Here is a 21,692-nt window from a genome sequence, read left to right as displayed (position 1 = left end):
AAATACTTTAGAGTCTGAATTCTGATGTCCACTACGCACAACACAGATTCCATGGCCGTGTATATGCGCGATATTGCGCGCTATAAACTGTTGACGGCTGAAGAAGAGATCGAGCTATCCAAACGCGTCCATGATGGTGATGACAATGCACGCCAGCACATGATTCAAACGAACTTGCGCCTGGTAGTGAAAATATCCCGTCGTTACCTGAACAGAGGCCTTGCGTTGGCCGATCTCATTGAAGAAGGCAACCTGGGGCTGATGCGAGCCGTAGAAAAGTTCGATGCGATACATGGTTGTCGCTTCTCCACCTATGCAACATGGTGGATTCGCCAGGCAATTGAACGCGCTATCATGAATCAATCCCGAACCATTCGCGTACCTGTACATGTTGCCAAAGAACTTAACAGTGTATTGAAACATGCCAATCAATTGAGGACTCTACTGGGAAGAGAGCCAACAGAAGATGAAATCGCAGATGCCATCGGTATTCCCGTTGAACGCGTACAAACACTTATTCGCACCACTGTAACCACTGAAAGTGCAGATGCACTTCAATATGGTAGTGACAGCATATCCATTTATGAAGTTACTGCTGATGAACAGGCCGATGCCCCCGGCGACCGCATGGAAACCGACTGTCGCAATGACATGTTGGAACAATGGATGGAAAAACTCACCGAACAGGAGCGTGAAGTTGTGCGCATGCGTTATGGACTTGGCGGTTTTGGAGAAGTCCAAACACTTGAAATGATTGGTCAACACATGAATGTAACACGTGAACGCATCCGGCAGATTCAAGTTAAAGCCCTGAAAAAACTTCGTTTAATCGTTAAACGCGATGACATTAGCCTTGAGGAGATATTGTAATGACTGCAACACCAACAAAGCTCACGACGCCTGATTGGCAATCGTTCATTCGTGACGTACCGGATTTTCCTAAACCCGGCATCATGTTCAAAGACATCACTCCATTGGTTGCAGATGGCAAGGCATTCTCTGCCGTAGTTGATGAACTCGCATCCCATATTGGTTCCGATGTAGATGCGATTGTTGGCATTGAATCACGCGGTTTTATTTTTGGCGCAGCCTTAGCGCAGAAACTGGGATTAGGGCTCATCACCGTACGCAAACCGGGTAAGTTACCTGCTGCTGTGCATGCGGTTGAATACGAACTGGAATATGGTGTGGACAGACTCGAGATTCATCGTGATGCCTTAAGTAAGGGACATAATGTTGTGATTGTCGATGACCTGCTTGCTACCGGCGGCACTGCTGCTGCAACAGTCGAATTAATTAAAACACTTGGCGCTGATATTGATGCCTGCCTATTTGTGATTGAACTATCGTTTTTGAATGGGAAACAGGCCTTGGCTGATGTTAATGTTCGTAGTTTAATGCATGTTGATTGATCATTTTATGGCTGTAAAATATCGGCGCATGATCAGATTGAAACATCTATATAATTCATCGTGCAGACAGGCCTTAAAACCGCTATGATTCGAACCCTTTTCGCCTTCGTAGCTCAGCTGGATAGAGCGACCCCCTCCTAAGGGGTAGGCCACAGGTTCGACTCCTGTCGAGGGCACCATTTTAGATACAACCGTACACCGTATAAGTACGACGAATAAAAACTGTTAGTATTACCAGAGGCAATAATGGACGAAACAGAAACCTTTAACCCTGCTATACCCGTACTGATCGAAGATGAGATGAAACGCTCCTATCTGGATTACGCCATGAGTGTAATTGTTGGTCGAGCGCTGCCTGATGCCCGTGATGGATTAAAACCGGTACATCGACGCATTCTCTTCGCCATGCAGGATCTCGGCTGCACCCATGACAAACCATTCAAGAAATCGGCGCGCGTTGTTGGTGATGTAATCGGTAAATATCATCCGCACGGTGATACAGCTGTGTATGATGCTATGGTGAGAATGGCGCAACCATGGAGCATGCGTCATCTGCTCGTTGATGGGCAGGGTAACTTCGGTTCCGTCGATGGTGATTCACCCGCCGCCATGCGTTATACCGAAGCCCGCATGAGTAAGTTGGCTGCCGAATTATTGGCTGATATCGATAAAGATACCGTTGATTTTGCACCAAACTATGATGAATCACTGAAAGAACCCAAGGTTATGCCAGCCAAATACCCTAATCTGCTGGTCAATGGTTCGCAGGGTATTGCTGTTGGTATGGCTACCAATATTCCACCGCACAACTTAGTTGAATCGATCAATGCAGCTATTGCGCTGGTAGGTAACCCGGACATTGATGATGATGAACTGATGCAGATCATGCCTGGCCCTGACTTCCCTACGGGTGGTTTCATATACGGCCGCCAGGGCATTCGTGATGCTTTCACTACAGGCCGTGGCTCAGTCACGATGCGCGCCAAGGCGGAAGTTGAAGTAAATTCACGAACAAAACGTGAAGCATTGATTATTCATGAGCTGCCTTATCAGGTAAACAAAGCCAACCTTATTGAAAACATTGCCAAGCTTGTACGTGACAAAAAGCTGGAAGGCATCTCAGATCTGCGTGATGAATCTGATCGTGATGGCATGCGCATCTGCATTGAACTCAAGCGCAACGAAATTCCGGAAGTGATCTTAAACAACCTCTATAAACATACACAACTACAGTGTAATTTCGGTTGCAACCTGCTTTCTCTGGTTGATGGACAACCGAAACTATGCGGTGTGCGTGAACTACTGTTGCATTTCCTTGATCATCGTCGTCAGGTAGTTACCCGCCGCTGCCTGTTTGATCTGGCTAAAGCCCAAGCACGCGCTCATATTCTCGAAGGTTTGCTCATTGCCCTCGATCATATCGACGAAGTGATCAAAGTTATTCGTGGAAGCCAAACACCACCGGAAGCTAAAACCGGATTGATGGATCGTTTCGGTCTGTCCGAGAAACAAGCACAAGCTATTCTTGATATGCGCTTGCAACGTTTGACTGGTTTAGAACGGGATAAAATTCAGGCTGAATTCGATGAGTTACAAAAACTCATTGCGCATTTGAAAGCAATACTGGCCGATGAAAAACTGTTGATGGGTGTTATTGTCGAAGAGCTCGAACAGGTTCGCGATAAATATGGCGATCCCCGTCGCTCGATCATCATGGATGAAACTGCTGAACTCTCAGTAGAAGACCTCATTACCGAAGAAGATATGGTGGTTACCATTTCCAATGAAGGCTATATCAAGCGTAATGCAACATCGTTGTATCGTGCCCAGCGTCGTGGCGGCAAAGGTAAAACAGCCATGACCACCAAAGAAGAAGATTTTGTAACACAGTTAATGGTGGCATCAACACACGATTACCTGCTCTTCTTCTCTGATCGAGGACGTGTTTTCCGCAAAAAAGTTTACGAAGTGCCACAGGCTGGCCGAGCGACCCGTGGTAAGGCGCTGGTTAACCTGTTGCCGGTTGAAAAAGATGAGAAGATTTCAGCTACATTGGCCGTTCGAGAATTTGATGAAGGTCACTTCATTGTGATGGCAACCAGCAATGGTGTCATCAAGAAGACCAAGCTGACTGAATACCAGAACATTCGTGCCAACGGCATTATCGCCATCAATATTGACGACGATGATGGTTTGATTGGTGTCGTCGTTTCCAATGGTGAACAGGATATCATCCTTGCTGCCAGTGGTGGTAAAGCGATTCGTTTTTCTGAATCTGATGTGCGCCCTATGGGTCGCAGTACGCGCGGTGTAACAGGCATGCGTATGCCTGGAGGTTGCAAATTGATCTCCATGACACTGGTATCTGATAGTGCATCATTCCTGGCTGTATCTGAGAATGGTTATGGTAAACGCACCTCTGTCACTGAATACAACACCCAGAAACGTGGAGGCCAAGGTGTCTTCACACTGAAAACAGGTGGCCGTAATGGCGCTATGATCGGAGCCCTGCTAGTGACGGATGAAGATCAGGTGATGATGATGACCGATACCGGTCGTCTGGTTCGCATTCGTATGGATGGTGTGTCCGTGATTGGCCGCAATACGCAAGGCGTGAAACTGATCGGCTGCAATAAAGGCGAGCGTGTTATTGGCGCTGTGCGTGTGGTTGAACAACAGGAAGATGGCGATATCGAGGATGAAGATACGGATACAACCATCATAGATGCCGTTGCTGATGAAAGCATGGATACAACGGCCGTCTCAGATGTAACTGAAGACGAAAACACAGAAGGTAATGGTACAGCTGAATGATAGATCGTCAGGAATTTCGCCGCTCATTTGATGAGATGAATGCTGCCCTGGCACGTCGAGGTGATGATGTTGTTGCACCAGACAGCCCATGGGGAAAAGCACGCACACTGGACCTTACACAGCGTGAATTAAAAGCAGAAGCCGAAACGCTGCAAGCTGAGCGCAACAGGGTATCCAAACTTATTGGCCAAAAGAAAGGTGCTGGCGAAGATGCAAGCGCCGAACTTGCAGCCATGGGCAAGGTATCACGCAGGGTTAAAGAGCTGGAATCGCTGGCAAAAGATGCAGAGGCTGCATTTTCTGATGAATTGCTGGAAATCCCCAACCCTCTACACGCCTCTGTTCCCGATGGATCCAGTGAAGATGATAACATTGAAATCCGTCGCTGGGGCACACCGCGCACGGATACGGTGCCTGCACACTGGGACATAGGCACGGATCTGGGCATCCTGGATTTTGAAGCAGGAGCAACCCTGGCCGGTAGTCGATTCACCGTATTAAAAGGCGCTGCGGCCAGACTGGAGCGCGGGTTAATGCAATTCATGCTCAATACCCATGTAGATACCCATGGTTATGAAGAGGTATGGGTTCCAGCCATCGTCAATCGCAAAACCATGACCGGTACGGGTCAGCTTCCAAAATTTGAAGATGACCTCTATAAGCTTGAGGGAGAAGATGCGTATCTGATTCCAACTGCTGAAGTACCTGTCACCAACCTGTATCAGGATCAAATTCTTGATGCCGCTACCCTGCCCCGCCGCCATTGTGCTTACACACCATGCTTCCGTCGTGAAGCTGGTTCTGCCGGCCGCGATGTACGTGGCATGATTCGCCAACATCAATTTGATAAAGTAGAACTTGTGCATATCACCACAGCTGAACGCGCACTGACAGATTTAGAAGAGCTGACAGGCCATGCAGAAGCCATCCTGCAAGCTTTGGAACTGCCCTACCGCATGGTAGAGCTTTGCAGTGTTGATATCGGCTTTTCAGCCCAGAAAACCTATGATCTGGAAGTGTGGTTGCCTAGTCAGCAGTGTTATCGCGAGATATCCTCATGCTCCTCATTCGGCCAGTTTCAGGGTCGCCGTGCTGGCATTCGTTACCGTGAAGAAGGTGGCAAACCTCAGGCTGCTGCCACACTGAACGGTTCAGCTTTAGCCATTGGTCGCACACTGGTAGCTATCCTGGAAAATGGCTGGCAGGAAGATGGCAGCATCAAATTGCCTGCCGTATTACACCCTTACCTTGGTGGAATAAAATCTATTGTTTCCAATACGTTACAAGCCTAAAAAACAAGAAACCCTTTAATCAGATGGTGAACAGAACCAACCTAAACCATTTGACCTTTTAGAGCCCACCATGTAGGCTTTATATCAGTTCGTTGCATTGGTGTTGTGGTTTGTAGTGCTGGGCCGATGCGCACTGAACGGGAGCCTAATTTCCAGACTGTGTGAATCCTTTCGAGGATACCTGATGTTCGGATGCGGTGCCCACCTTATCGTAAAGGGTTCAGTATCATTGCCAACCGCAATGCTGATGTAGCGACTAAAGTTCTCAAAAGGCCTGCCCTCATCGGCAGGCCTTTTTTAATTCATGTAATCTCATGATAAAATAACCTCACTTTCCCCACACTATGGCGCATGAATTGCTTACCTTTCATATCAGGAATGCTATTTAGGAGTTGATATGCCAGATCAGTTTGAAACATCATGTTTTAAGATCAATCACGACGATACTATGTATGAGCAACTTATTCCTGCTGAAGGCAGTGCAGCCCGATTAACCATGTATAAAAAAAGTATCTCATCCTTACCACTCCCGTCTGCATTATGGAATGCTTTTCAGCGGGCCTGTGACGATGGTTCCTCTAGTTCAAAGCTTGCTGAAATCATCAAAGAGGATCCCGTACTCTCCGCATCTATCTTACGTTCGGCCAACGCAGTAGGCTTATTACACGCACCCATTAATGATATTGCCAGAGCTATTTCACGTATTGGGCACTCCATGGTGCGCAGTGTTGTAGCCAGTCACTCTTTTTCTTCCTCCAAAACCAGTGAGGGTAAAATATATAGCATTCCAGCACTGTGGAGGCATGGTATAGCAGTCTCATCCCTGGCAGAAATTATTGCTGATCACATTCCCGGTTGTAACAGATCAGAAGCCGGAACAATGGGTCTGTTCCATGACATTGGAAACATGGGATTTAATTTAATAACCGAGTATATACAGCCGGCCGAACGCGACCTTGCCAAAGGACATCTCGTCTATGAATGTGAACGCTTCGGCTGCACGCATATCGACATGGGCTTGTTATTGGCTTCCCACTGGCAACTGCCTGAAAAAATTTGTCAGGGCATCGAGTACCATCATCATCCCGCCTATAGTGATGCAACCTCTATCCCTTCCGAAATAAGGGCAGAGGTACTGGCCGTTTACCTGGCTGATCTACTGGCTATTAAGCTTGATTGCGTCGGAGGTAATCCGGGCATTATCTTACCGCATGCCAGCTTTGCATCCATGCTTCCTGATACAACCCTGGCTGATCTCGCCAATGATAAAAAAGTACGCTCAGAGATCGCTCTGATTCAAGCCATTGAGTTTTAACGTCTAGCCCATACTTCCGACTGCTGGCACGGGTGGTGATTCATTTGTCTCACAGCACTATTGCATGAAGCTTATCTATACTGATATCTCAGTCTGCTACACGGATCATTCCACGCATACTGTGTGCTTTTATGTGACAGTAGAAGCATCAAAAATTGACGATCCCGTTATTCTCTCCACACTGGGCACACTATGAATACACGCGTGGCACATAAAGTAACTGCACCATTTGGATGGCTGATGGCCAACCGAGTGACTTACCTGTGTGCCGGAGTGTTCTGATTTAACCATCATTGCATGATTTCTAAACGGCCACGGGTTTTCAATAATCCGTGGCCGTTTTTTTTTGTGCTGAAATCTACGTTAGATTTAGCTATTCATGATCAATAAAGGAGTAAACATGTCTGTGCCGTCAGCATATTTAGGCGTCATCATCATCTGGAGCACCACTCCGCTGGCCATTTTATGGAGCAGTGAAGAGGTTGGTTTTATATTCGGGCTAACCAGCCGCATGCTGATCGGTGCCGTTCTGGCCCTCATCGTAGCCGCTCTGTTGGGTTCTGGTCTGGTTTGGCATCGTCGTGCTCTACGCGCATACATGGCGGCAGGACTTGGTATGTATGGTGGTATGATCAGCGTTTACTGGTCTGCCCAGTTTATCCCGAGCGGCTGGATTGCAGTGATCTTTGGTATTTCACCCATTGTGACAGCACTGATGGCACGCCTATGGTTAAATGGTGAGCCACTAACACGGTCAAGACTGTTTGGAATGCTGATCGGATTATCCGGTTTATCCATCATGTTCAGTACAAGCCTTACCCTTCATACAGAGGCTGTGTACGGTCTATTGGGTATGTTGATCAGCGTGAGCATACATTGCGCTAGCGCCGTATGGATCAAACGTATCCATGCAGAGGTACCTGCTATTGTCATGACCAGTGGTGGTCTGCTGTTTGCGGCTCCTCTGTTTGTCATGACATGGCTCATTTCAGGCGCATCAATACCGGCTGAGATCTCCATGCGTAGTATCGGTGCTATCGCTTATCTTGCCTTGCTGGGGTCTGTGCTTGGCTTTGCACTCTACTATTATGTATTGAGCAAGGTAGATGCTACCCGTGTGGCATTATTGACGCTAATCACACCAATCTGTGCGCTGGCACTGGGCAATATACTCAATAATGAACCACTAACATTAGAAATCTTCGTCGGTTCATTGTTGATTTTGGCCGGATTGGCCACCTTTGAATTAAGCGGCAATGTGAAACGTATCAGGGCACGCTTTCTTCGATACTGATGTTGCAGGCCCTGCTATAGCAGGGCCTGTTCAATAAATAAGTCATGCATTTATAAACACCAGGCCTAATCATTCATCCCACCTATTGTGACTGGCAGCACTTTTGCTCTCACTCTTCACACTAGCTTACCGGCTATCGCATCAGGCTTGCAGCACTGATGCTGCCCTTTTAGGTTAGGCTTAAAACAGACACTAAAAACTACGTCCCATTCTGGAGTCACCATGGAAGTATCCGAACTACTTGCATTCACCGTCAAAAATAAGGCATCAGATCTACATCTTTCTGCCGGTGAACCGCCGATGATCCGTATCAATGGTGACATGACGCGTATTAAAATGCCGAACATCGACCGTCGGGAAATTCAGACCATGGTCTATGACATCATGAATGATGGTCAGCGCAAACACTTTGAAGAACACATGGAGATCGACTTCTCTTTTGCACTTGGTGATCTGGCGCGTTTTCGTGTGAATCTGTTTGAACAAAACCGTGGTATGGGCGCTGTTTTTCGTGTTATTCCCAGTGAAGTTCTAACGCTGGATCAATTGAATTGTCCGGAAGTATTTCGAAAAATTGCGATGATGCCACGTGGCATTTGTCTGGTTACCGGTCCAACCGGCTCTGGTAAATCCACAACACTGGCGGCCATGGTCGATCATCGTAATGATACTGAACGCGGTCATATCCTCACCATTGAAGACCCTATCGAGTTTGTACACCGTTCCAAAAACTGTCTTATTTCTCAACGTGAATTGGGCCCGCACACCCACTCTTTTGCTAACGCGCTGAAAAGCTCATTGCGTGAAGATCCCGATGTTATTCTGGTCGGCGAATTGCGTGACCTTGAAACGATTCGTTTGGCACTGACTGCTGCAGAAACCGGTCACATGGTGTTTGGCACCCTGCATACCTCTTCAGCACCCAAAACCATTGATCGTGTCGTTGATGTATTCCCAGCCGCTGAAAAGGAGATGGTGCGCTCCATGCTCTCCGAATCCATACGCGCTGTGATTTCACAAACGCTGATCAAAACTGCGGATGGACAAGGTCGTGTGGCAGCCCATGAAATCATGCTTGGCACACCGGCTATTCGCAATCTCATTCGCGAAAATAAAATCGCCCAGATGGTCTCGGTCATGCAAACCTCACAACGCGATGGCATGCAAACACTCGATTCTCATCTGCAATTGCTGGTGAAATCACGTAAAATCACGCAACAAGCCGCCATGGAAAAGGCCAATAACAAACAACTCTTCGGTGGTGGTGTAGTCTAAACAGCCCCATCATTATGCATGCACTACAACCCGTATTGGAGATCATCACATGAATAGCACAGAACCTCAGAATCAATCCATTAAACAGCTATTGCTTGTCATGGAAAAGCAGGATGCATCCGATCTTTATATCACGGTTGGTATGCCGCCCTCATATCGCATCAATGGTCAGGTGCGCACCCTGAAACAATCACCTCTGACGGCATCACAATGCGAACGCTTGGCCAGTGCTACGATGAATGAACGTCAGAAAGCTGCTTTTGCTGCAGAATATGAGATGAATCTGGCACTATCTTTTGATGATGTCGGTCGCTTTCGCGTCAATATTTTTCGTCAGCGCGGCCATGTCGGCATGGTCATTCGTAAAGTAAAACTTGAAATACCTACCCTGGAAGGGCTTGGTTTACCTGATATTTTTCAGGATATATCCATGGAGTCCCGTGGACTGGTGCTCATGGTTGGTGCTACAGGTAGTGGTAAATCCACCTCACTTGCAGCCATGATAGACTGGCGCAACAGGCATCAGGCCGGCCATATTATTTCGATTGAGGATCCCATCGAATTTATTCATGAACATAAAAAATGTGTGATTACCCAGCGTGAAGTAGGCACCGATACATTGGAATATCAGGCGGCCTTAAAAAACACCCTCAGACAAGCTCCTGATGTCATTCTCATCGGAGAAATTCGTGATCGTGAAACCATGGAGCACGCGCTTGAATTCGCCGAGACAGGTCACCTATGTCTGGCCACTCTGCATGCCAATAATGCCAATCAGGCGTTGGAGCGCATTATCAACTTCTTCCCAGAAGAGATGCATCCGCAGGTATGTCTGAATCTGGCCATGAACCTGAAAGCACTGCTATCACAACGCCTGGTGAAAACACCGGATGAAGCACGCGTACCGGCTATCGAAATTCTTATCAACACACCACGCATTTCCGATTTAATCGGCAAATGGGCTATTGCTGAGATCAAAGAGTCCATGGCTAGTGGCAAAAACTACGGCATGCAGACCTTTGACCAGTCCCTGCAAGCGTTATGGATGCAAGGTATTATCACCGAAGATGAAGCCTTGCGACATGCCGACTCCGTCAACAATTTACGGCTACAGATCAAGATGGTAAATCTCAAAGATTCCGGTGGTGATCTTCATGATATGGATCAATTGTCCGGAACCATTGATACCCCGGAATTGAAAATATGATGTGCTTCTTCATTATCGGCGTGCGTTATTAAACCATGCCCCAAACACGTCACCTCATCGATGATCTACTCCAGATAGCCAACAAAAATGGTGCATCGGATCTAATTATACGCACGGATGACCGTATTCGCATGCGTATCTGTGGCGATATCATCACTATTCCACATGATAAAGTCAGTGTTCCGGATCGCACAAAAACCATCAACATGGTAGAGCATCTGATTCGTCACCACGCAGCGAGCACCAATATTGAACAGATCAACAATCTCGATTTTCATTACACTCTGGAAAACACCTGCCATTTCCGTATTCATGTACTACGCACCAATAATAACTTTGGTATCGTGGCGCGCCTGATTCCACAACAAATTCCAAGTTTTGCACAACTGCGGCTGCCGCCTGTATTTGAACAGATCAGCCAATACCGCAATGGCATCATTATTTTGGCTGGTGCTGCAGGAAGTGGAAAAAGCACGTCACAAGCCTCCATGTTAAACCACATGATATGCCAACGACCGGTACATGCTGTTACGCTGGAAGACCCTATTGAATTCCGCTACAGCACCGAACATCAAGGTACGGTAAGTCAGCGTGAAATTGGCACCGATGTAATCAGCTACAAACAGGGACTTATTGATGCCATGCGCGAGACACCGGATATTATTATGGCTGGTGAAGCACGCGGACGTGAAGAGATTCAGCTGGCACTGGAGGCCTCTGAAACGGGGCATCTGGTCATGGCAACGGTGCACGCGACCACTGCTGTTGGCACCATGCAACGCATCATGGCCGCCTTCGGGCTTGATGAGCAGGCCGGTCTTCGTGAACGGCTATCAGAAAATTTACGGGCGATTGTAGTGCAAAAACTTATCCCCATGAAATCAAGCAAAAAGCGAATTGTTGCCCAGGAGATCATGATCAAAAATTCAGTCATCAGGCATTTCATTCTTGATCCATCACAATGGGGAGATATTCCGCGCGCCATGGAAGAGGGACAAAACCTATACGGCTCCCAAAGCTTTGATCAGCATCTACAACAACTTGTTAATGATGATCTCATTGACTATGAATCAGCCCTACCGAATGCAGTCTTTCAAGAGGACTTTGCCATGCGTATGGGCCGCATATAAGCACTCATCAGTTCAATACGAGCCACTATTGCGCCATGGCAATCGCATTAAAACCCTAAAAAAGCATTCACCGCAGCCCCCCAGGGGAGTCTCTCTTGCGAAAGCGCGCAATTCACCTTCAGTACGCAAAGTTGCGCAGAGAAAGTCAAAAACATTGTATTACTGGACTCAATATGATTGTAATGGAGCAAAAGGAACAGTCATTGAAACATGGAAAACCATCATAGCAATAATAGAGCAGTCAAATCACTGTTTATTGTTTGTTTTTAATTTGCGTAACTCTGCGTCCTGAAGGTGACAACACTTGTACAAGAGAGACTCACTCCCCTGAGGGACTGCGGTGAAAAGAATGCTGAATAATGATCGTAAACAGAGGATATCTAATGCAATTCCCCTAACTATTGCGCAGGTAATACCGGTGCATACAAATAGAAATAACCCGCGTTATAGAAACAGTGCAAAAGGATGCAGGGTATTAACCAGCCATCATAACGGTCTCTGAAATAACCAAAGAGTAGTGATGGAATAAACACCAGCAGTGCCATCAGAGGCGCATGATAAAACAGGTGCATGCTAACAAACACTACGCTCGTCAATATGTTTGCCGTGCTAATATTAAGGAGGCTATAACTGCCCCACTCCTTCTTGATCAGCCAACCCTGTAACCAGCCACGGAAGACAATCTCTTCCATCACCGGTTGAGCAAATACCAGTGATAAAAACAACCATGGAGCCAGCAACACCCAATCAAATGATGGCTGCGGTGCGGCCAGCCACAACAGTCCCCCCCAAAGTACTGGCGCAGCCAAAAGAGCCAGACCATATTGCCAGTCGGTGATAAGCTTCATGCGAGCAATCATCTCATTTTCATCACAATATTAATGTTATCGCCAGTGAATACCGGCAGTAACAGAGATATCCTGCGTGGTTACCTGGGTAATATTTTCAACAATAGCCAGATTCCAGCCCCAACCATATGCGGTACTACCACGCAGGCCGACCGTGATTAGAAAAGGTGGATGATCCAGAGGTGATAACGTACTACGATAGGGTGAGTTTCCACCCTGCGCCTGCACAATAAGCGCAACCACATCAAACATCTGATAGGCAGCGGTAAGTGAACCACGCGTATAAGTTTGTTTGTATTGCAGCCCCGGCTCATTGCTGGCAAACGGTTTAATCAGCCAGCCTTCAACATGCGCAGACCAGTCACCCTGCTGCAGTGATGAAACAAACCCTACTGCAATATCGGCAGCACCACTGCCCCAACCATGCGACTTTGACGCAGTCGGCAATTTCACTGCTGTAAGGCCAGCAATGGCCCAATGTTGATTGCCTGCCAAATGGTAACGTGCAGAGAGTTCAATATTGCCGGGCTCCCATCGGTTTCGGGCTTGCCATTGTGCCCCTTGCTTATGATTTAAAGCATTACTAAAACTGTTATTCGGACGATACTGGCGCCCACCATTGGGCATGTTAAACCAACCATGAAAACTCTGAATCGCATCATCGAAAATGCCACTGGAAGGCACTATCAGCGGTGCCCGCACAGACAATTCCAAACCATCACTCAGTGCAAAATGCATAACCGGATCAACGACATACAATTCCATATCGATTAGCAACTGCGCATTGGGCAGTTGATCATATTGATGCACGGTAGCGTAATGTTGATTCAATTCGAATGACCATGCATGATCATATGACCTTAAGGCCGAATCCGGTGTTGGATCAAAGAATCGCATCATGGCCGGGTCAAGGTTGCGAACCGGTAATGGTGATATCAGATCAGCAGCATACGCCTGGCCACAGGAGCACAACAATAAAAACAGCCATGCGATATACCGATAGCCTGTTTTAAGGTGAATCACCTATCGCAACTCGGCTGGCAAACTGAACGTTACATTCTCCTCACCTACAGAGAGCACTTCCGCTTGACCAAAACCGTGTTCATGCAACCAGCTTATTACCCCCTGCACAAGCACTTCAGGAGCAGATGCACCAGCAGTAATGCCGATACGCATATCGGATGAGAACCAGCCCATTTCTATATCTTCCGGCCCATCAATCAGATAAGCATTCCGTCCTGATCGTTCTGCCACTTCACGCAGACGATTGGAATTGGATGAATTTTTAGAGCCTATGACCAGCACAACATCAGATTGTTCAGCCAAGACCTTGACCGCTTCCTGACGATTGCTTGTGGCATAACAGATATCTTCGCGTTTTGGCCCTTGCAGGTTAGGAAAGCGCTTTCGCAATGCAGTAATCACATCGGCAGTATCATCCACACTCAGCGTCGTCTGGGTAACGTAGGCCAGTTTATCCGGGTCGTTCACATCAATATCCATCACATCTTCCGGTTCTGAAATGAGCAGTACCGCACCATCAGGAGCCTGCCCCATCGTACCTTCCACTTCAGGATGCCCGGCATGGCCAATCAGAATCACCTGATCTCCATTCTGATAATGGCGCAATAGTTCCAAATGCACTTTGGTCACCAGCGGACATGTTGCATCAATCACACGCAAGCCACGTTTATTGCCGGATTCACGTACCGATTTACTTACGCCATGGGCAGAAAAAATAAGCAGAGCGCCATCAGGTGCATCGGCCACTTCTTCAATGAATATAGCACCTTTAGCACGCAAGTTTTCAACCACAAAACGGTTGTGTACAATCTCATGCCGAACATACACCGGAGATCCATACACTTGCAGAGCGCGTTCAACAATTTCAATGGCCCTGTCCACGCCGGCACAAAAACCACGCGGTTCAGCCAGTAAAACAGGCTTCTGATAAAAGTTCACTGGTTCTTCGCCAGATACGAATTCTTGCTGCATTCAATAGCCCCTTGCGCTACGGTGTCGCCACAAGACTAACAATAAAAGTAACGATGTATCACCACTTAAAAAAGTATGAGGTATAAGCATGACAGATTACACCATAAACCCGGGCGATAACGCTCCGGCAGATATTGAACTCAACACATGGCCTGAAGGCACGCTCAAACTGAGTGAACTACATGGGCAATGGGTCATTGTTTATTTTTACCCCAAAGACAACACATCCGGTTGCACCACTGAATCATGTGAATTCCGTGATGCCTTGCCAGATTTCACAGCCGCGAATGCCGCTATTGTTGGTGTGAGCCGTGATTCAGTGAAATCTCATGCCGGTTTCACCGAGAAACAGAGTCTGAACTTTCCACTCATATCTGATCCGGATGAACACTTCTGCAAAGCCTTCGATGTGTTACAGATCAAAAAGAATTACGGTAAAGAATACCTGGGCATAGAACGCTCTACCTTTATCATCAATCCTGAGGGTGATATCGCATTTGCATGGCGCAAAGTGCGCGTGAAGGATCATGTTAAAACAGTTTTAACAACGCTTAAAGAATTGCAGGAATGATTTTAATGGCGTCATTGCGCGACAGGACATCGGGCGGAAAGCAGCGTTGCGTGTATCATCCCAGGATGAATTACACTGAAAAAACTTTGTGCCTTTGTGTCTTTGTGGTTTAAGCTTTAAGCGATGTTGAATGGCAAGAAAATCCTGATCGGTATCGGTGGCGGCATTGCCGTCTATCGTGTGGCCGAACTGGCACGCCTGCTTATCAAAGCAGGTGCCGATGTGCGTTGTGTCATGACCAAATCAGCTTGTGAATTTGTTACCCCCCTAACGTTTGAAGCACTGACCGGTCAAGAGGTACATCGTGATCTGTTTGATCTCACCAGCGAACGCGCCATGGGTCATATTCAGTTAGCCCGCTGGGCTGATGCTGTGATCATTGCTCCAGCCACAGCAAATTTACTGGCACGTCTGACCCATGGTATTGCTGATGATCTGTTATCTACCATCATGCTGGTGAATGACAAACCGGTCTTGCTAGCGCCTGCCATGAATGTCTCCATGTGGGATGCCGAAGCCACGCAACGCAATATCGCATGCCTGCAACAGCGTGGCATGGTTGTGATCGGGCCTGAATCAGGTGAACTGGCCTGTGGCGAACAGGGTGCCGGACGTTTGGCAGCACCATTAACAATCAAGGCTGCTGTAACAGCACTATTATGCGAGCAATCGCTAGTTGGGCAAACCTGGGTGATCAATGCCGGCCCTACGCATGAAGCGTGGGATGGTGTACGCATTCTGAGCAATCGAGCCAGTGGCAGATTGGGTGCCTTACTGGCCGAACAAGCCTGCATGCGCGGCGCTGATGTTGTATGCATTGCAGGGCCTGGAACACCCGCAACCAATGCAGACATTGAACGCGTTAATGTTGAATCAGCACAGCAGATGTTAGCAGCTTGTAGGCAGTATGCAGCAGGTGCAGACCTGTTTATCGGCACCGCTGCAGTCAGTGATTTTCGTTTCGCAGACCCGCAAACAGAAAAACTTAAACGTGGTGAGCTTCGTTCGATGAACATTGAACTCACTGCCAACCCGGACATCATCGCATCCATTGCAGCCATGCCGAACAGACCCAAAAAAGTCATCGCATTTGCGGCGGAAAGCAGTAACCATATCGCCTATGCCAAAAGTAAATTGGTGAACAAAAAAGTTGATGCTATTGTTGCCAATGATATATCTAATATGGGCAGTGATCAGGCCAATGGCTGGTGGATCAGTGCCGATAATGAAGTAAGCATCCCAAGTAGTACTAAGATCGCATTTGCAGCAGCGATCATACAACACATTATGGAGTTAGCATGAGCTTTCAATCCCCCCATCATTCAAATTCTGATCAGCAACACCCCACAGTACACATTCAAGCACTACCGCATGGCAAAGGCATTGATCTACCCTTTTATGCCACCACCCATGCCGCTGGCGCTGATCTGCGTGCTGCTATTGATGAAGATGTCATTATTGAACCGGGCCAACACGTATTGATTAAAACCGGTTTTGCCATGGCTCTGCCGGATAATTTCGAAGCCCAGATTCGTCCCCGCTCAGGCCTTGCCTTGAAACATGGTATCACCGTACTCAACGCACCGGGAACCATTGATGCGGATTACCGTGGCGAAATAGGTATTATCCTCATCAATCATGGTGATCTCCCTTTTACCGTTCAACGTGGTGACCGCATCGCACAGATGGTGATTGCACCCTTTGTTCAGGCCGACTTCATGGCTGTGGGCACACTTTCGGAAACCGAACGCGGTGAAGGCGGCTTTGGTTCATCGGGCAAACAATAAGCAGGGATATGATGGTCTGTAACTTGCTTGATGAGAAATCATGATAGAAGCAATGCCTGGTGAAGCAATCCATATCATCACAGCGAACATCAACGCATTACAGCGAGTAGCCATTTGCATATCCCAAGCATTATGCTGTAATATGCTTGTGACTACGCAAAGAGATTGCCAATGAACAAGGTTAAAGAGGTGAACATGAAGCATCTGATCTGCCTGATGACAGGATTTATATTAAGCCTGATAGCAGTCACGGCGCCATCTGCAATTGCCAAAGAAGCAGATTTACCCGATGCCATGCAACATATGGTCAAAGCGCCTGATATTGATTTCACGAACCTGCGTGATCCTTTTGCTTCCTATCTCATTCGCGTCAGACCACACCTGAATTCAAGCGCAACATCCATTGAACCTCAAGCCAAACAGGATAATCGTAAACGTGAGAAACTGGAATCGTATGACCTTGATACCCTACGTCTGGTCGCAATTTTCAGCATGGGTGGCGAACGCGTTGCCATGATTGAAGATGCCACCTCCAAAGGCTTCATTGTCCGTCGCGGTCACTATCTGGGCAAACACAATGGTCAAATCGAAAAAATTACTGATAGCACCCTGTTTCTCGTTGAAGAAGTGCTCAATCCTGCCGGTGATGTGATTGATCGCCAGGTCAGCTTAACCCTGAATGAAGTCAACGAATAAATATTTCTAAGCCTAAAACACTTCACACCTTATATACCTATGCAGGCTAAAAAAATGACCGCCGCCGAAGTGCGCTGCTTCTTTGAATATCTTCAATCCGTTGATCCCGAGCCTGTTACCGAACTCAATTATAACAATGAATTTGAACTACTGGCTGCCGTCATGCTATCGGCACAATCCACCGATGTTGGTGTCAACAAGGCCACCGCCAAACTCTATCCTGTTGCCAATACACCACAGGCGATTATTGATCTTGGTATAGACAAACTGAAGCAGTACATCTCCACCATCGGCCTCTATAACAGTAAAGCCACACATCTGATGCGCACATGTCATATGCTGGTTGATCTGCACGAGGGTAAAGTACCGCGCACCCGCAAAGCTTTAGAGGCCCTGCCCGGTGTCGGTCGCAAAACAGCCAATGTGGTACTCAACGTGCTGTTTGGTGAACCAACCATGGCTGTCGATACGCATATTTTCAGGGTCGGTAACCGCACAGGTTTAGCGAAAGGAAAAACACCACTCGATGTAGAAAAAGGCCTGCTTAAGGCCATCCCTGCCGAGTTTATGCAACATGCCCACCACTGGCTTATTCTGCATGGCCGTTACACCTGCACCGCCCGCAAACCCAAATGCATGGCCTGCCCGGTAAGCGAGCAGTGCCACTGGCCGGAAAAACCCAATCCCATTTTATAAGATTCTGCTTTAGGCATACAAGGAACAGGCAACGATGACGTGATAGATAAGATCGATAATCTCGCGCTCATTCAAACTATAAATATTAGAGTCCTGAAAGTTCGGGTCATTTTGTTCAGGATGAAAGCATGGATCGGATATTACGGCTAAGCTCTGCTATCGGCGTGGGCTTATTCAGTACCATGGTATTTTCCAGTCCATCATTGGCTGCAAATATATGCTTCAAATCATAACCTGTTGAAAAAATAACAGGGATATCAGGACAAATGGCACGCATACGCGTTGCAGCTTTCAGCCCTCCCATATCTGGCATCACCACATCGAGAATAAGCAGGTCAATTGCTTTGTATTGCTCTTCGAAGATATGTACTGCTTGCCGCCCGTTTTTAGCTGTAATGACCTTATAACCCATAGACTGCAATACTTCTGCTGTTGCATCACGAACAGTGGCTTCGTCATCGACCAGCAAAATGGTTTCTCCTTTTGCCGAGTCGTCAGATATTTTTGTTTGCACCTCAACCGGTGCATCATCTTCATGTAGAGGCAAGTAGATACGAAAACTTGCACCTTCATTCTCCCGGCTCTCAATTTCAATTGCCCCCAGGTGAGTCTGAACTGCGCCATACACCATTGCCAACCCGAGGCCCGTGCCTTTACCCACCTCTTTTGTTGTATAAAAGGGTTCAAACAGGTGAGCCATATTCGACTTGGCAATACCCATGCCGTTATCGCTAACGCTCAAGCAGGCAAATTGTTTACCTTTCACATCCGGGTGACGAACAAGAAAGTCTGCACCCACATCAAATTTTTTCAGTGATACGGTAATTTCAGGTTGCTCGCTGTTTGCCACTGCATCGCGGGCATTATTTAATAAATTCATCATAATCTGCTGCAACTGGGTGGCATCGCCATGGATGAGTAGCTTCTCACTGCATATTTCATTGCGTATCTTGATATTCTCAGCAATCGTCACCCTGTTGATCTTGCATAACTCTTTGATAAACGATGACAGATCAAACGCCACCATGTGCACCATACCTTTGCGGGCAAAGGCCAGTAGCTGTGCGATCATGTCTGAGGCACGGAAGCATTGAGACTCTATCACTTCGAGCCGTTGAGAAGTGGTCGGTAAATGTCTGGTTTCACTTTTCATCAGATACAGGTTACCAGTGATGGATGCCAACATATTATTGAAATCATGCGCAATACCGCCAACCAGCGTGCCCACGGCTTCCATTTTCTGAGCCTGTTGTAACTGCTGCTCCAACGATAATTGTTCAGTAATATCGGAAAAAACTCCAGAATAATGTGTGAGATTGCCTTGCATGTCCCTGATGGCATTGATATGCAACTGTTCAGGGTACACTTCGCCGTTTTTGCGTCGGTTCCATATCTTTCCCCGCCACTCACTATGTTCACGAATGTCTGACCACATTGCTTTATAAAAAGCAGTATCCTGACGCCCTGAATGAAGCATACGGGGGGTATTGCCAACGGCCTCATCAAAACTGTAACCGGTCGTGATGGTGAATGCCTTATTTACATATTCAATTGTACCGCTGGTATCGGTGATCAGAATCGCCTCACCGGTCTGCTCCATGGCCTGAATCAACTCAAATGTTCTTTGTTCGGCTGCTCTACGCTCGGTAATGTCCTCACCTGAGCTCAGTGTACCTGTGATATTCCCATCATGATCCTGTAATAACCTGTTATGCCAGACAATCATGTGTAGTTTTCCATGTTTACTTAATACAGGGTTTTCAAAACATTCCACGGGTTCAACAACGCCCGCTATCAATTGATCGAACACCCTTTTAACCTCGGGCTGGTTTTCTTTCGGTACAAAATGATCAAACCAGTTCTTGCCTATGATATCCTTTTTAGCATATCCCAAAACTTCACACGCTTCCCTATTGGCCAGCGTCACAATCTGCTTCCGATCCATAGCGACTATCATCGTGCCTGCCATATTGAGATAGGATTCGGCTCGATCACGCTCACGCTCAACAGCCAGCTCCGTTTCCTTTTGCTGGCTGATATCCGAAACAGATAATAACAATCGGCCAGAAGCATCGCCCCCATGTTGTTCCGGAGCCGTTTCTATTCTGGCCCAGAACTGACTACCATCTGTTCTTATCAGTTTTAATTCAGCCGTTTGCTGCAAACCTGATGTTACAACCTCTCGATGATGGCGATAGTAAATATCCTGATCTTCTTGGCAGATAAATTTTGAGAATGGCATGGATAATAGATGCAGGACATCGCTGTCCAACATGGACGCAAGGCTCAGGTTCGCCTGTTGGATAATCAGTTTACTGCTCAGGGTGAGATAACCGGCAGGAGAATGATTATACAGGTCGGTATAACGATCACGTGCTTCGGTGAGTTCTGCCTCTGTTTGCCGCAGTTCATTATTCTGCATTTCCAGTTCAATCTGATGTGTGCGCAATTCGTGAATCAAAGCCTGTCCATCTTCCGGTAAGCTTTCGACCTGATCCTCACACAATTCTGCCATGCGTGCTTCGGCCTTTCTGCGCATCATTACTGCTTTGCTATCGCTATCCATCTTGCAAATCTTTAGGCACTGAATAGACAACATATTTATCATCCCGACCCAGTTCCTTATTCAACGCGTTAATTTCTTTTTTCAATTCAATCATTCTAAGCTCACGATCAATATTCAACTTGCTGTAAGTTCTCATCTGATGAATACTGTGCTGCAAAGTCTGCCTTAACTCTGCAGGCACATGCTTTTCCTCATTGGCCAGTAGCTTCTGTACCTGCTCAAGAGACTGCTCACCCAATTTGCGCATACTGATATCAACGATGGCCACCCTTATGGTGCCAGCACCAGATTCATTATCTATTGCATAACCCGTTAACTGAGCTATGAGTTGCCCACCACTTCTGAGCTTCAAATCCAGTTCTGCGGTCACTCTTTCCTTGCTGCGCAGACACTGGTGCAAATAATTGCCAAAAACACGAGGATCAGTGACAAATTGCGCAAAGGGTTGATTAAAAAGAGAGGCACGTTCCACATCCAGTTGATTTGCCAGCGTCAAATTGGCTTGAGAAATAAGACCTTTGGCATTAATAGTGGCATAACCAACAGGGGCAAAATTATACAGGTCGAAATATAGATGATGCGCTTCGGTGAGTTCTGCCTCTGTTTGCCGCAGTGCTTCATTCTGCATCTCCAGCTCAATCTGATGTGTACGCAATTCGTGAATCAAAGCCTGTGTATCTTCAGGTAGTGCAGCATCGACTTGCTCGTCACGCAGCTCTGCCAGACGGGATTCTGCTCGCCGGCGCAATTCCGCTGAGGGTATGTTATTATCTTCCTCTTTCCCCATCAATATC

General features: G+C 47.2%; 19 protein-coding genes and 1 tRNA gene. 15 read left to right on the top strand and 5 right to left on the bottom strand.

Going from position 1 to position 21,692, the window contains the following annotated elements; translation table 11 throughout:
* Positions 1 to 24: 24 nt before the first annotated feature.
* The 10 genes from D8Y20_RS00855 to D8Y20_RS00810 all read left to right on the top strand — a co-directional run bounded on the left by D8Y20_RS00855 (position 25) and on the right by D8Y20_RS00810 (position 11,739).
* Positions 25 to 870, top strand: a complete 846-nt coding sequence (locus D8Y20_RS00855; RefSeq protein WP_121541129.1) for an RNA polymerase sigma factor RpoD/SigA — start codon at positions 25 to 27, stop codon at positions 868 to 870.
* Entirely contained in the window at positions 870 to 1,412 is a 543-nt protein-coding gene (locus tag D8Y20_RS00850; RefSeq protein ID WP_121541128.1) for an adenine phosphoribosyltransferase, read from the top strand. The genes D8Y20_RS00855 and D8Y20_RS00850 overlap by 1 nt, the downstream gene beginning before the upstream one ends.
* A gap of 102 nt (positions 1,413 to 1,514) precedes the next feature.
* Positions 1,515 to 1,591 (top strand) — tRNA-Arg (locus tag D8Y20_RS00845).
* A gap of 67 nt (positions 1,592 to 1,658) precedes the next feature.
* The gene (gene gyrA / locus D8Y20_RS00840) at positions 1,659 to 4,226 is read left to right on the top strand and encodes a DNA gyrase subunit A (protein WP_121541127.1); all 2,568 of its coding nucleotides are present in this window, start codon (positions 1,659 to 1,661) and stop codon (positions 4,224 to 4,226) included.
* Positions 4,223 to 5,518, top strand: a complete 1,296-nt coding sequence (gene serS / locus D8Y20_RS00835; protein ID WP_121541126.1) for a serine--tRNA ligase — start codon at positions 4,223 to 4,225, stop codon at positions 5,516 to 5,518. The genes gyrA and serS overlap by 4 nt, the downstream gene beginning before the upstream one ends.
* A gap of 397 nt (positions 5,519 to 5,915) precedes the next feature.
* On the top strand, positions 5,916 to 6,833 hold the full coding sequence (locus D8Y20_RS00830) for an HDOD domain-containing protein (protein WP_121541125.1): 918 nt from the start codon (positions 5,916 to 5,918) through the stop codon (positions 6,831 to 6,833).
* A gap of 400 nt (positions 6,834 to 7,233) precedes the next feature.
* Positions 7,234 to 8,127, top strand: coding sequence for a DMT family transporter (locus tag D8Y20_RS00825; protein WP_121541124.1), 894 nt, complete (start codon positions 7,234 to 7,236; stop codon positions 8,125 to 8,127).
* Between the two features lie 222 nt (positions 8,128 to 8,349).
* Positions 8,350 to 9,402, top strand: coding sequence for a type IV pilus twitching motility protein PilT (locus tag D8Y20_RS00820; protein WP_121541123.1), 1,053 nt, complete (start codon positions 8,350 to 8,352; stop codon positions 9,400 to 9,402).
* Positions 9,403 to 9,451: 49 nt separating this feature from the next.
* Positions 9,452 to 10,609: a PilT/PilU family type 4a pilus ATPase gene (locus D8Y20_RS00815; RefSeq protein ID WP_121541122.1), complete on the top strand. Its 1,158-nt coding sequence runs from the start codon at positions 9,452 to 9,454 to the stop codon at positions 10,607 to 10,609.
* 35 nt (positions 10,610 to 10,644) lie between these two features.
* Positions 10,645 to 11,739 (top strand): type IV pilus twitching motility protein PilT, encoded by a 1,095-nt coding sequence (locus tag D8Y20_RS00810; protein ID WP_121541121.1) that lies wholly within the window; start codon positions 10,645 to 10,647, stop codon positions 11,737 to 11,739.
* Between the two features lie 398 nt (positions 11,740 to 12,137).
* On the opposite strand, the gene mrtJ is transcribed toward D8Y20_RS00810, so the two are convergent.
* From mrtJ to ispH, 3 genes are read right to left on the bottom strand one after another with little or no spacing between them, the layout of a single operon-like run.
* The gene (gene mrtJ, locus D8Y20_RS00805; protein WP_121541120.1) at positions 12,138 to 12,599 is read right to left on the bottom strand and encodes a JDVT-CTERM system glutamic-type intramembrane protease; all 462 of its coding nucleotides are present in this window, start codon (positions 12,597 to 12,599) and stop codon (positions 12,138 to 12,140) included.
* A 24-nt stretch (positions 12,600 to 12,623) separates the two neighbouring features.
* The gene (locus D8Y20_RS00800; protein WP_236075167.1) at positions 12,624 to 13,610 is read right to left on the bottom strand and encodes a DUF3187 family protein; all 987 of its coding nucleotides are present in this window, start codon (positions 13,608 to 13,610) and stop codon (positions 12,624 to 12,626) included.
* Positions 13,611 to 14,582 carry a 4-hydroxy-3-methylbut-2-enyl diphosphate reductase gene (gene ispH, locus D8Y20_RS00795; protein ID WP_121541119.1) on the bottom strand — a complete coding sequence of 324 codons (972 nt, stop codon included), beginning with the start codon at positions 14,580 to 14,582 and terminating at the stop codon, positions 13,611 to 13,613.
* An 88-nt stretch (positions 14,583 to 14,670) separates the two neighbouring features.
* Between ispH and D8Y20_RS00790 the strand changes: the two genes are divergently transcribed.
* From D8Y20_RS00790 to nth, 5 genes are all read left to right on the top strand, one after another.
* On the top strand, positions 14,671 to 15,153 hold the full coding sequence (locus D8Y20_RS00790) for a peroxiredoxin (RefSeq protein ID WP_121541118.1): 483 nt from the start codon (positions 14,671 to 14,673) through the stop codon (positions 15,151 to 15,153).
* Between the two features lie 123 nt (positions 15,154 to 15,276).
* Positions 15,277 to 16,455 (top strand): bifunctional phosphopantothenoylcysteine decarboxylase/phosphopantothenate--cysteine ligase CoaBC, encoded by a 1,179-nt coding sequence (gene coaBC / locus D8Y20_RS00785; protein WP_121541117.1) that lies wholly within the window; start codon positions 15,277 to 15,279, stop codon positions 16,453 to 16,455.
* Positions 16,452 to 16,940: a dUTP diphosphatase gene (gene dut / locus D8Y20_RS00780; protein WP_121541116.1), complete on the top strand. Its 489-nt coding sequence runs from the start codon at positions 16,452 to 16,454 to the stop codon at positions 16,938 to 16,940. The genes coaBC and dut overlap by 4 nt, the downstream gene beginning before the upstream one ends.
* Before the next feature lie 171 nt (positions 16,941 to 17,111).
* The gene (locus D8Y20_RS00775; RefSeq protein ID WP_236075166.1) at positions 17,112 to 17,636 is read left to right on the top strand and encodes a pilus assembly protein PilP; all 525 of its coding nucleotides are present in this window, start codon (positions 17,112 to 17,114) and stop codon (positions 17,634 to 17,636) included.
* Positions 17,637 to 17,675: 39 nt separating this feature from the next.
* Positions 17,676 to 18,332 carry an endonuclease III gene (gene nth, locus D8Y20_RS00770; protein WP_236075165.1) on the top strand — a complete coding sequence of 219 codons (657 nt, stop codon included), beginning with the start codon at positions 17,676 to 17,678 and terminating at the stop codon, positions 18,330 to 18,332.
* Positions 18,333 to 18,447: 115 nt separating this feature from the next.
* Here nth and D8Y20_RS00765 read toward each other — a convergent pair whose 3' ends face one another.
* Both D8Y20_RS00765 and D8Y20_RS00760 read right to left on the bottom strand, forming a co-directional pair.
* The gene (locus tag D8Y20_RS00765; protein ID WP_161957548.1) at positions 18,448 to 20,898 is read right to left on the bottom strand and encodes a PAS domain-containing sensor histidine kinase; all 2,451 of its coding nucleotides are present in this window, start codon (positions 20,896 to 20,898) and stop codon (positions 18,448 to 18,450) included.
* Positions 20,891 to 21,685, bottom strand: coding sequence for a PAS domain-containing protein (locus D8Y20_RS00760; protein WP_121541113.1), 795 nt, complete (start codon positions 21,683 to 21,685; stop codon positions 20,891 to 20,893). The genes D8Y20_RS00765 and D8Y20_RS00760 overlap by 8 nt, the downstream gene beginning before the upstream one ends.
* Positions 21,686 to 21,692 lie beyond the last annotated feature (7 nt).

Origin of the sequence: Mariprofundus sp. EBB-1 (assembly GCF_003665155.1) — a bacterium.
In the GTDB taxonomy this organism is placed as follows: Bacteria; Pseudomonadota; Zetaproteobacteria; order Mariprofundales; family Mariprofundaceae; genus Mariprofundus.
Note: the sequence above shows the minus strand (reverse complement) of the source record. Positions and strands in the feature narration are given on the sequence as shown.

Bases quoted from the DNA above. Each gene is read 5' to 3' on its own strand.
- gyrA (WP_121541127.1), top strand. From the start codon at position 1,659: ATGGACGAAACAGAAACCTTTAACCCTGCTATACCCGTACTGATCGAA.
- D8Y20_RS00760 (WP_121541113.1), bottom strand. From the start codon at position 21,685: ATGGGGAAAGAGGAAGATAATAACATACCCTCAGCGGAATTGCGCCGG.
- nth (WP_236075165.1), top strand. From the start codon at position 17,676: ATGCAGGCTAAAAAAATGACCGCCGCCGAAGTGCGCTGCTTCTTTGAA.
- D8Y20_RS00820 (WP_121541123.1), top strand. From the start codon at position 8,350: ATGGAAGTATCCGAACTACTTGCATTCACCGTCAAAAATAAGGCATCA.
- D8Y20_RS00790 (WP_121541118.1), top strand. From the start codon at position 14,671: ATGACAGATTACACCATAAACCCGGGCGATAACGCTCCGGCAGATATT.
- mrtJ (WP_121541120.1), bottom strand. From the start codon at position 12,599: ATGATTGCTCGCATGAAGCTTATCACCGACTGGCAATATGGTCTGGCT.
- D8Y20_RS00775 (WP_236075166.1), top strand. From the start codon at position 17,112: ATGAACAAGGTTAAAGAGGTGAACATGAAGCATCTGATCTGCCTGATG.
- D8Y20_RS00855 (WP_121541129.1), top strand. From the start codon at position 25: ATGTCCACTACGCACAACACAGATTCCATGGCCGTGTATATGCGCGAT.
- dut (WP_121541116.1), top strand. From the start codon at position 16,452: ATGAGCTTTCAATCCCCCCATCATTCAAATTCTGATCAGCAACACCCC.
- D8Y20_RS00850 (WP_121541128.1), top strand. From the start codon at position 870: ATGACTGCAACACCAACAAAGCTCACGACGCCTGATTGGCAATCGTTC.
- D8Y20_RS00810 (WP_121541121.1), top strand. From the start codon at position 10,645: ATGCCCCAAACACGTCACCTCATCGATGATCTACTCCAGATAGCCAAC.
- D8Y20_RS00830 (WP_121541125.1), top strand. From the start codon at position 5,916: ATGCCAGATCAGTTTGAAACATCATGTTTTAAGATCAATCACGACGAT.
- serS (WP_121541126.1), top strand. From the start codon at position 4,223: ATGATAGATCGTCAGGAATTTCGCCGCTCATTTGATGAGATGAATGCT.
- D8Y20_RS00765 (WP_161957548.1), bottom strand. From the start codon at position 20,898: ATGGATAGCGATAGCAAAGCAGTAATGATGCGCAGAAAGGCCGAAGCA.
- D8Y20_RS00815 (WP_121541122.1), top strand. From the start codon at position 9,452: ATGAATAGCACAGAACCTCAGAATCAATCCATTAAACAGCTATTGCTT.
- ispH (WP_121541119.1), bottom strand. From the start codon at position 14,582: ATGCAGCAAGAATTCGTATCTGGCGAAGAACCAGTGAACTTTTATCAG.
- coaBC (WP_121541117.1), top strand. From the start codon at position 15,277: ATGTTGAATGGCAAGAAAATCCTGATCGGTATCGGTGGCGGCATTGCC.
- D8Y20_RS00825 (WP_121541124.1), top strand. From the start codon at position 7,234: ATGTCTGTGCCGTCAGCATATTTAGGCGTCATCATCATCTGGAGCACC.